General features: G+C 72.3%; 7 protein-coding genes. 6 read left to right on the forward strand and 1 reads right to left on the reverse strand.

Features of this window, described 5'->3' with window-relative positions; translation table 11 throughout:
• Positions 1-5 precede the first annotated feature (5 nt).
• The gene (locus ACIP4P_RS14105; protein WP_400917697.1) at positions 6-1,229 is read left to right on the forward strand and encodes a helix-turn-helix domain-containing protein; all 1,224 of its coding nucleotides are present in this window, start codon (positions 6-8) and stop codon (positions 1,227-1,229) included.
• 73 nt (positions 1,230-1,302) lie between these two features.
• On the opposite strand, the gene ACIP4P_RS14110 is transcribed toward ACIP4P_RS14105, so the two are convergent.
• Positions 1,303-2,499, reverse strand: a complete 1,197-nt coding sequence (locus ACIP4P_RS14110) for an MFS transporter (protein WP_400917698.1) — start codon at positions 2,497-2,499, stop codon at positions 1,303-1,305.
• 145 nt (positions 2,500-2,644) lie between these two features.
• Between ACIP4P_RS14110 and ACIP4P_RS14115 the strand changes: the two genes are divergently transcribed.
• The 5 genes from ACIP4P_RS14115 to ACIP4P_RS14135 all read left to right on the forward strand — a co-directional run bounded on the left by ACIP4P_RS14115 (position 2,645) and on the right by ACIP4P_RS14135 (position 10,406).
• Positions 2,645-3,922 (forward strand): ATP-grasp domain-containing protein, encoded by a 1,278-nt coding sequence (locus ACIP4P_RS14115; RefSeq protein ID WP_400917700.1) that lies wholly within the window; start codon positions 2,645-2,647, stop codon positions 3,920-3,922.
• The gene (locus tag ACIP4P_RS14120; protein ID WP_400917702.1) at positions 3,919-6,171 is read left to right on the forward strand and encodes an ATP-grasp domain-containing protein; all 2,253 of its coding nucleotides are present in this window, start codon (positions 3,919-3,921) and stop codon (positions 6,169-6,171) included. The genes ACIP4P_RS14115 and ACIP4P_RS14120 overlap by 4 nt, the downstream gene beginning before the upstream one ends.
• Positions 6,168-8,114, forward strand: coding sequence for a prolyl oligopeptidase family serine peptidase (locus ACIP4P_RS14125; RefSeq protein ID WP_400917704.1), 1,947 nt, complete (start codon positions 6,168-6,170; stop codon positions 8,112-8,114). Before ACIP4P_RS14120 ends, ACIP4P_RS14125 begins: the two co-directional genes overlap by 4 nt.
• A 112-nt stretch (positions 8,115-8,226) precedes the next feature.
• On the forward strand, positions 8,227-9,432 hold the full coding sequence (locus tag ACIP4P_RS14130) for a fatty acid desaturase family protein (RefSeq protein WP_400917706.1): 1,206 nt from the start codon (positions 8,227-8,229) through the stop codon (positions 9,430-9,432).
• The gene (locus ACIP4P_RS14135) at positions 9,429-10,406 is read left to right on the forward strand and encodes a proline dehydrogenase family protein (protein ID WP_400917708.1); all 978 of its coding nucleotides are present in this window, start codon (positions 9,429-9,431) and stop codon (positions 10,404-10,406) included. The genes ACIP4P_RS14130 and ACIP4P_RS14135 overlap by 4 nt, the downstream gene beginning before the upstream one ends.
• Positions 10,407-10,430 lie beyond the last annotated feature (24 nt).

Raw genomic sequence — 10,430 nt, forward strand, 5'->3', positions numbered from 1 at the left:
ATGACGTGTTGGAACAGCCGTTGTTCGGCCGCCGGCTCAAGCAGCTCCGGACTGAGCGGGGGCTCTCGCAGGCCGCCCTCGCCGGAGAGGGCATGTCCACCGGCTATCTGTCGCGACTGGAGTCCGGCGCACGGCAGCCCACGGCCCGAGCCGTGGAGCACCTGTCCGCGCAGCTCGGCGTGGACGCCTCGGCGTTCGCCGAGGTCGTCACGGACTCGCTGACGCGCTCCCTGGCCATCGCCGCCTCGGCCGACTCCGACGAGAACGTGGCGCAGGTGGAGCGCGCGCTCGCGGGGTCCGGCGGGCAGGATCCGCTGTTGCGGTGGCAAGCCCTGTGGATGGTCGCCCAGTGGCGCCGCCGCCGGGGCGAGCACGAGGAGGAGAGCCGGTCCCTGGAGGAGTTGGTCCGGCTCGGCGACGAACTCGGCCTGCCTGAACTGCGGTCCCGGAGCCTGACCCAGCTGGCCCGCTGCCTACGTGCGCGCGGCGAGATCCCCCGGGCCACCGAGGTCGCCTCGGAGGCCCACCGGCTGGCCTGCGAGCACGGACTCCCGGCGGCCGACGTGGCCGCCACCCTGCTCGCGCTGGTCGCGGCGGAGGCCGAGGCCGGCCGTCTCTCCGAGGCGCGCGCCCACGCGGACGAGCTGACCGTCCTGACCGAGGGCCGCACTGACACCCTGTGGGCCGAGGCACTGTGGACGGCCGCCGCCGTCCGGGTCCGACAGGGCGATTTCACCGCCGCCCAGGGGTTCCTGGACCGGGCGCTGGCCGGGTTCGCCAGTGCCGAGAACCTGACGCTGTGGACGCGGCTCAGGGTCGCGGCAGCCCGGCTGCACCTGCAGAAGGTCCCGCCGGAGTTCGAGCTCGCCGAGCACTATGTCGAACAGGCCGAGACCAGCCTCGCCTTCGTGGGCATCCCGGCGCTGGGGCAGGAGGTGAACGTCCTCAAGGCCGAGATCGCCTTCGAGGGCAAGCGGTTCGCCGACGCCCGCACCCTGCTGGACCGGGTGCGCGGCACCGACCCGAACATGACGTATCGTGACCGGGTCCGGCTGGACATCCTGCACAGCCGACTGCTGATCGTCGAGGGCGCCGAGGCGGAGGGACTGGCCGGGATGCGCCACCTCGCCGAGCAGGCTCAGGGGGCGTCCAACATCGACCTCGCCGCTGAGATCTGGCGGCTTCTGGCCGAGACGCTCGCCCAGGCGCGCGGAACCTCCGGGTCCTGAGGACACCGCGGTAGGCCGGACACCGTGAAGGGACGCCGTACGGGCGTCCCTTCACGGTGTCCGGCCTACCGCCTCAGCCGAGCCGGCGGCCGATGACCAGCCCCGCGCCCGCGAGGACCAGGAACCCGCCGCAGCCGAGGAGCATCCCGCCCCAGCCGTGGGCCGAGTACAGCGCCGTGCCGATGAGCGACCCCGCCGCGCCGCCCGCGAAACTGGCCAGCATGAACAGCGTGTTGAGCCGCGCCCGGATCGCCTCCTCCAGGCGGAAGATGCGCACCTGATTGGCGATCTGGGAGCTGCTGCTGCCGTAGACCAGCAGGTTGGAGCCGACCACCAGAGCGGTCAGCGAGCGGTCGCCGTACAGGCCGAAGAGCAGGAAGGCGGCGCACACGCAGGCGAACGCCAGGAGGTTGACGTGGCGGGGGCTCCGCCGGTCGCTGAGTCGGCCCGCCGAGTACGAGAGCAGCGCCGCCGGCAGGCTGAACAGACCGAACAGCCCCGCCCAGGCCACCCCCTTGCCGAAGGGTGCGGCGGCGAGGTGGAAGGCGAGTGTCGCCCAGAACGCGCTGAAGGCCGCGAACACCGTCGCCCCGAGGAACGCGGACAGCCGCAGCTCCGGATGGGCCGTCACCAGCCGCGGGAGTGAGGCGATCAGTCGCCGGTAGGGCACCGGGCCGCCGGCCGCCCGCTCGGGCAGCAGCCTGGGGAGGAAGAACACCAGCGAGCCGGTGAGCACGGCTGCGGCGAGGTAGGCGGTACGCCAGTCGCCGCTGAGGCCGACGACGGTTCCGGAGAGCGTGCGCGAGAGCGTCGAGCCCAGGGTCAGCCCGATGCCGATCACGCCCAGGGCGCGTCCGCTGCGGCCCGGACCCGCCATGGAGGCGGCCGTCGGCATGATCACCTGCGGCAGCACGGTGGTGGTGGACAGGGCCACCGTCGCGGCCGTCAGCGTGGCCAGGCCGGGGGCGAACGCTGCGGTCAGCAATCCGGCCGTGGTCAGCAGGAGCAGCACCGTGGTCAGCCGGCGCAGCCGGGCTCCGTCCGCGAGCGGGACCACCAGGCCGATGCCGAGTGCGTACCCGACCTGCGCGGCGGTGGCCACCAGGCCCGCGGCCGAGCCCGTGATGCCGAGGTCGGTGGCGATGGCGTCCAACAGTGGCTGCGGGAAGTAGATGTTCGCGACGGTGAGGGCGCCCGCGGTCGCGAGTGCTGCCGCGGTACCGCGGCTCAGACCCGGTCGAGGCGGTGTTTCGAGTGCTGCGGCGGTCATGGCCGGTCCCTCCGCGTACGGGAGCAGTGGATGTTGCCAGAACGATGTTGCCAGGCCGACGATCGATATGGCAATCTCTTGCCAACCCTCTGGAAATAAGACCGGCCCAACCGATTCTTGGGTTCTCCTGAGCAAGGTGGATGACATGAGCGGCACTCAAGTGCGCCCTGTAGCAGTGCTAGTTGACGCGTACACCAGCGGCAACTACTTGCCTCCAGCATTTGCCAAGCTGGATGTCGACGTCGTGCATGTGCAGAGCACGCCCGAGCTGATGACCTCGATGCGGTTGCCCGACCTCGACGCCTACCGGGCAGTGCTCCCGTACGGCACCCCGGCCGAAACCGCCGACCGCCTCCGGGGGTTCGACCCGGTCTGCGTGGTCGCCGGCCAGGAGCCGGGAGTCGAGCTCGCCGACGAACTGTCCGAGCTGCTCGGCCTGCCGACCAACGGCACGGCGCTCTCCCGCGCCCGCCGTGACAAGTACGAGATGATCGAGACCCTGCGCCGCGCCGGAGTCCGCTGCGCCGAGCAGCTCAAGAGCGGCAGCGCGGAGGAGCTCGTCGAGTGGGCCGAGCGGCGCGGCGAGTACCCGGTGGTCGTCAAGCCGCTGTCCTCCGCCGCCACCGAGGGGGTGGCCGTCTGCCGCGGCCCCGAAGAGGTGCGCGAGGCCGCCGAGGCCGTCCTGGGTACCGTCAACATCTTCGGCGAGCGCAACGACGAGGTCCTCGTCCAGTCCTTCCTCCAGGGCGAGGAGTACATGGTCGACTTCGTCTCGTACGCGGGACAGCGCCGCGTGTGCGGGATCTGGCAGTACCACAAGCGCCTCGAAGGCACCCGCCGGATCTACGACCGCGACTCCGTCACCCCGCCCGGGTCGAGCCCCGCGCCGGAGATCATCGCCTACATGTACGAGGTGCTCGACGCCCTCGGCATCCAGTACGGCCCGACCCATGCCGAGGTCATCGTCACCCCGCAGGGACCGGCTCTGGTCGAGATCGGCGCCCGCCTCTCCGGCGGCGTCCTGCCCGACTTCCACGACTTGTGCACGGGAGCCAACCAGGCCGACCTCACCGCCGTCGCCTACGCCCGGCCGCAGGAGTTCCTCGACCAGTACGCCGGCCACTCCTACCGCAAGCTGACCGAGGCGAGCCAGATCTTCGCCGCCACCACCCTCGACGGTGTCGTCGACAGCCTCGACCAGGACGTCCTCGCGCAGATCCGGGCGTTGGAATCCGTCCATCTGGCGGTCCCCAAGCTGGCCCCGGGCAGCCGTATCCGACCCACGGTCGACCTCTACACCGCCACCCTCGTGGTGTGGACCCGCCACGATTCCACCGAGGTCCTCGAACGGGACTACGCGCGCGTCCTGGAGCTCGCGGACCGCCTCTACCGGCTGCGAGAGGACGCGGGGGTCGCCGCATGAACACCGCATCGCAAGCGCACCGGATGCTGCTGATCGGTGGCGGCGGGGCGATGACCCTCAGCGTCGACGTCGCGCTCCAGGCACTGGAGCAGGCACGCTCCCGAGGGTTGGGCACCCACGTGACCAACCTCGCCGACACGCTCGCCGCGACCCCCGAGGTCACGGCCGCCGCCGACGGCGCCACCGCCGTCGACTTCACCCGCCCCGGCGAGACCGCCGCCTGGGCCGCCGCCCGCGCCGGATCCGGCGACGCACCGTCCGTCGTGTTCGGCGTACGGGAGATGGCCCAGGTCGCCGTCGCCGAGACCGCCGAGCGACTCGGCCTTCCCGGCAACCCGCCCTCTGCGGTCCGCCGGATCCGTACCAAGGACGCCTGCCGCACGGCCCTCGCCGCCGCCGGATTCCGCCAGCCCGCCGTGCGGCTGTGCCACAGCGCAGCCGACGCCCTCTCCTTCCTCGCCCGGACGGCGGGGCCCTGGGTGGTCAAGCCGCGCGACGGCGCGGACAGTGCCGGCGTGCGCAAGGTCACCGGGCCCGCCGACCTGCCGGCCGCACTGGAGCAGCTGCCGGACCGCGAAGCCCCCTTCCTCGTCGAGGAGTTCGTCCAGGGCGAAGAGTTCAGCGTCGAGGGAATCTTCCTCGGCGGTGCCCCCCGTGTGCTCGCTGTCACCGCGAAGGAGAAGCTGGCGCCCCCGTACTTCGTCGAGATCGGCCACGTACTGCCCGCCGCCCTCCCGGCGGAGACGCGCCAGGAGATCGAGGACACCGTCCGCGCGGCACTCACCGCCCTCGACCTTCGGTTCGGACTGTTCCACGTCGAACTGTGGCTGACCGCCGAGGGAATCGTGCTCGGCGAGGTGCACGCCCGCATCGGCGGCGGCTGGATCCACCGGATGCTGCCGCACGCCCGGCCCGGCCTGGAGCTCTACGGGGCCGTCTACGACGACGTGCTCGGCCGTGCCGTGGAGACCCCCGCCCTCACCCGGGCCGCGGCCACCCGCTACTTCGCGCCGCCCGCCGGCCGGGTCACCGCCATCGAAGGATGGGAGGCCGTGGTCGCGCATCCGGCCGTGCTGCACGCCGAACTCCGCCTCGCGCCGGGCGACACCGTCCCCGGCTTCCGCTGCGGCGGGGACCGGGTGGGTGCGGTGGTCGTCGGGGCCGACACGCCCGAAGAGGCCCGGGAGCTCGCCCGCGCACTCGTCGACTCCGTCCGCATCACCGTCGAACCGCCCGCACAGGCGCCCGAGGTGTCCGTCACCGTCGAGCCGAGACGGCTGACCAGCTCCTTCCAGATCTCCCACATGACCATCGAAACGGTCGACATCGTCCGGCTGCGACTGCTGTCCGCCGACGGCGTCGACGGCGAGGGAGAGATCGCCGCCGACCTCGGCTACGGACAGGACGGCCCGGCCATCGCCGCCGAGGCCCGGGAACTGGCCCGCACTCTGGCCGGTGAGTGCACCACGACCGGGGACCCGGTGGAGCCGATCCGGACCCGACTGGCGAAGGCCGCGGCCGACGGTGTCAGCGCGCCCGCCCGGATGCTCGTCGAGATGGCCTTCCTGGACCGTGCCGCCCGGCAGGCCGGGGTACCGGTGTGGCGGCTTCTCGGCCTGCCCGAGCCCGGCCGCATCCGGCTCCTGCACACCGTGCCCATCGGCGAAGAGATCCCCCGTGACGGCAGGCCGCTCAAGATCAAGCTGGGCGGGTCCGACGACGCGGCGGTGCTGCGATCCCTGACCGGGGTCGACGCCCCGTTGATCCTCGACGCCAACCGCGGCTGGGACCGCGCCGACTGGGAGCGACTGCGCCCCCTGGTGACCGAGCTCGCCCCGGCCGTCCTGGAGGACCCGGTCCGCGACCCCGGGCTCATTCCCGAGATCCGCGCCGCGCTCCCCTCGACCGCCGTCCTCCTCGACGAGGGGGTCGCCACCCCTGCCGACGCCGAGTTCGCGGTCCGGGTGGCCGGCGGCCTCAACGTCAAGCTGATGCGCTTCGGCGGACTGCTTCCCGCACTCGCCGCACTGACCTCCGCGACCGAGCAGGGCGCCGCCCGCATGCTGGGCTGCTTCCTGGAGCCGCCGCGCGCCATCGCGTACGCCGCGCAGCTCGCCGGGCTGTGCGACTGGTCCGACCTGGACGGGCACTTCTGGGTGAGCGACGACCCGGCCGTGGAGCAGTACACCCTCGACAGCAGCACCCCGGGCATCCCTCGGATCGCGTACGGACGGGGCGCCGACGCATGACGGCCGCCCGACAGCAGCTCCCGCACGGAAGCTGGCCCTCCCCGGTCGCCCCCGAGGACGCCGCTCGCGGCGACGCCCTGCTCGAATGGGTGGGATTCCTCGGCGCCGACGTGTGCTGGACGGAGGTGCTCCCCGAACAGGACGGCCGCAGCGGGCTGATGCGCCGTACCCGCGAAGGCACCCGCGAGGTGCTGCCGCCCGGTTGGGACGTGCGAACCAGGGTCATCGAGTACGGCGGCCGGCCCTGGCTGGCCGTCAGCGACCGGGCCGAGGACGGCATCGTCTTCACGCACGGCCCCGACCAGCGGGTCTACCGCTGGCAGCCGGGCGGCGACCCGGTGCCGCTCAGCCCCGCCGGGGACTGGCCGGGGCAGCTCCGCTACGCCGACTTCGCCGTGCGCGACACCGAGGTGTGGTGCCTGCGGGAGACCGTCGGTGACGAACGGGCCGTGGAGGCCGTGCGCCACCTGGTGGCGCTGCCGCTCGACGGCCGTGCCGCCGCCGACGCCGGCGCCGTGCGCGAACTGGCCGCCACCCACCACTTCATGACCGGCCCGCGCATCGAACCGGGCGGCCACCGCGTGGCCTGGCTCGGCTGGAACCACCCCGACATGCCATGGGACAGCACCGACCTGATGGTCGCCGGGATCCGGGCCGACGGCACCCTCACCCGGGCGGTACCGGTCATGGGCGGCCCAGGGGAGTCGGTCACCCAGACCGAATGGGCCGCCGACGGATCCGGCACCCTCTACGCGGTCAGCGACCCCGACGGCTGGTGGAACGTCCACGAGATCCCTCAGGGCGGCAGGCCCCGTAACCTCTGCCCGCGCCCGGAGGAGTTCGGCGAGGCGCTGTGGCGGATCGGTCTGCGCTGGTGCCTTCCCCTGCTGGACGGCCGCCTCGCCGTCGTCCACGGAGTGGGCGAGCGCCGACTGGGCATCCTCACCGCCGACGGCACTCTGACGGACTTCGAGGGGCCGGCCACCGAATGGCACTTCGCGGCGACCGACGGCCGCCGCATCGCCGCCGTCGTCTGCTCGCCCGGGCAGCGGCGCACCGTGGTACTCGCCGACCCGGCCGACGGGAGCATCGACGTCGTCCGAGCCCCCACCGACGGCGCGCTCGACGCCTACGCCACCACACCGCACCGGCGCACCTACCGGGGGCCCGACGGCGAGGCGGTGCATGCACACGTCCACCCGCCCCACCACCCGGCCGTCACCGGGCCCGACGGCGAACTGCCGCCCTGGCTGGTCTTCGTGCACGGTGGCCCCACCAGCCGCACCCACCTGGTCCTCAACCAGGAGATCAGCTACTTCACCAGCCGCGGCATCGGCGTGCTCGACGTGCAGTACGGCGGCTCCACCGGCTACGGCCGGGCCTACCGGGAACGGCTGCGCCACAGTTGGGGGCTGACCGACGTCCGCGACTGCGCCACCGCCGCCCGTGGCCTGATCGCCGATGGGCTCGCCGACCCCGCACGGATCGCGATCCGCGGCGGCAGCGCCGGCGGCTGGACGGCGGTGGCCTCGCTCGTCGCCGAGCCTGACCTCTACCGGGCGGCCGGTATCTACTACCCGGTGCTCGACCCGGTGAGCTGGCGTGCGAAAGGCGGCACGCACGACTTCGAATCCCGGTACCTGGACAGCCTGATCGGCCCCTGGCCGCAGGCCGCCGACCGGTACGAGCGGCAGTCGCCGCTGGCCGGCGCCGAGTCCGTCCGCACCCCCTTCGTCCTGCTGCAAGGGCTCGACGACACCGTCTGCCCGCCCGCGCAGGCCGAACGGCTGCTGGAACGGATCGACCCGGCCCGCGCCCCCCACCACTATCTGACCTTCGAAGGCGAAGGCCACGGCTTCCGGCGCTCCGCCACCGTCGCCGACTCGCTGCGGGCCGAACTGCGGCTCTACGGGCAGGCATTCGGCTTCTCGCCCGCGCACTGAGCCCCCCGCGCACCGAGCCCCCGCGTACCGAGCCCCCCGTGCACTGAGCCCCCGTGCCGCACCGCCGCGCGGCCCGACGCTTCACGCTTCACGAACGAACGAAGGCGCTTACATGTCTGCATTCGAACAGCTGAACTTCGACCGGCTTGCGCCAGGAGTCCGCAAGGAGCTCCGCGCCCTGCGCGCCCTGGACGACTACCACGGTCCGCTCGCCATCCTCTTCGAGTACGCACTGGTCGCCGCCTCCGTGGCGCTGTGCGTCGGGGTCTCGTACTGGTTCTACCCGCTGGCCCTGATCGTCATCGGCTCGGTCCAGCGCTTCCTCGCCCACTTCCTGCACGAGTCCAGCCACAAGGTCCTCGCCCGGAACAAGGTCCTCAACCTGGTCGGCGGATCGCTGTTCTCGGGCTACCTCGTGTGGCACCTCTACGGTCCCTACCGCAGTTCCCACGTGGGCAACCACCACCGCAACCTCGGCGACGAGCAGAACGACCCCGACTACTCCTTCCACATCGAGTGCGGGCTCTACGACACCGAGCGGTCCGACCGGCACTTCTTCCTCAAGGAGGTCATCCTCTCCGCGCTCGGCCTGCGCACCTTCGCCTACCTCGGCTACATAGCCCGCGAGCGGGTCTTCTGCGACAGCTCCCAGATCACCGTCTCGGTGCCGGTCCCGCTGCGCATCGAGCGGATCGTCTTCCTCGCCCAGTGGGCCGCGATCTTCGGTGTCTGTGCCTGGCTCGGTGTCCTGCCCGGACTGCTGCTGTTCTGGTTCGTACCGCTGTTCACCACCAACGTGGCGATCGGCTGGCTGGCCGAGCTCTCCGAGCACTACCCCATGCCGGAGAGCGAGAACAAGCAGGTCCTGCTCACCCGCAACCGCCACGGCATCCTCCTGGAGCGGTTTCTGATCAGTCGTCACAACGACCGCTACCACCTCGTCCACCACATGAACGCGGGCATCCCGTTCTGGAACCTGGGCCGCGCCCACAAGGTCCTGCTGAACGACGCCGGCTACGCGGCTTGGGACGGCCTGTGGGCCGGCGCCTTCACCCGCCCCCGCTCCCGCCGCGGCAAGGAGACCGTGATCAGCTACGCGGCCAAGTACCGGGTCTGGCGGCAGGCGGGCGGCGACCCCGCTGCGGTCGGCCCCAGCTTCGCCCAGCTGATGATGCTCGCGGCCCAGGCCGGGACTCCGGTGGACCCCGCCTCCCTGGTCCCCGCCTTCCCGGGTTCCGTCCCGAACACGATCCCCTCCCGCATCTCCCGCATTCCCGCTCCCGCCCGTACCGAAGAGAAGATCAAGGTGCTGTCATGACCTTCGCCATGTCCCAGCGCGCGCTGCACCAGGCCGCCGGCCAGGGTCTGCGCATCCTGGCCGCCGACGAGCGCTGCCGCGAGGCCTTCACCACCCCCGGCTCCATCCTCCAGGACGTCCTCTCGCCGGCCGCGCGGCGCTACGTACTGGCGCCCGGCCGCGAGGAGTTCCTCAGCCACCTCCAAACCCTGCGGGCCAAGTCCTACCGGATCGCCGTCGAGTTCGTCGGCGAGGAGAACTCCGACCCCGCCGAGATCGAACGGGTCGTCGACGAATACCTCGCGGTCCTGGCAGACGAGTCCGTGCCCGTCCAGCTCGGCTTCGACCTCTCCAACCTGGGACTGGCCGTGTCCCGCGAACTCGCGGTCGAGAACACCGCCCGGATCGCCGGGGCCGCCGCCGCTCGCGGCGGCGAGGTCGTCCTCAGCATGGAGCGCGCACCCGCCGTGGACGACGTCCTCGGCGCCTACCGCGAACTCGCCGCCGACCACCCCAACCTCGGTGTCACCCTCCAGGCCTACCTGCACCGCACCGCAGGGGACCTGGACTCCCTTCCCCTGGAAGGCCGGAAGATCCGCCTGGTCAAGGGCGCCTTCAACGAGTCCGTCGGGCAGGCCCTGGGCCGGGGCCCCGCCCTCGACCAGCGCTACCTGGAGCTGGCCCGGGAACTCGTGGACCGCGGCGCCCGGTTGAGCCTGGCCACCCAGGACCCGGCGATCCTCACGGAGGCGAAGGAGTGCGGCCTGCTGGACCGCGTCACCGAGATCGAGATGCTGCACGGGGTGCGCCCCGAGCTGCTGCGCACCTATCGCGAAGCCGGTTACGCCTGCCGCATCTACGCCACCTACGGAGAGAACTGGTGGCTGCACCTCCTTCACCGGCTCGCGGAGCATCCGCCGATGGTGTTGACCGCGCTCGCGGACATCGCCGAGCGCCATCAGAACCGCGGCCACACCGTGGGCGCCGGTTACTGACCGCGCCGCCGTGCCACGGGGCGA

Source organism: Kitasatospora sp. NPDC089509, assembly GCF_044749365.1.
Lineage (GTDB): Bacteria > Actinomycetota > Actinomycetes > Streptomycetales > Streptomycetaceae > Kitasatospora.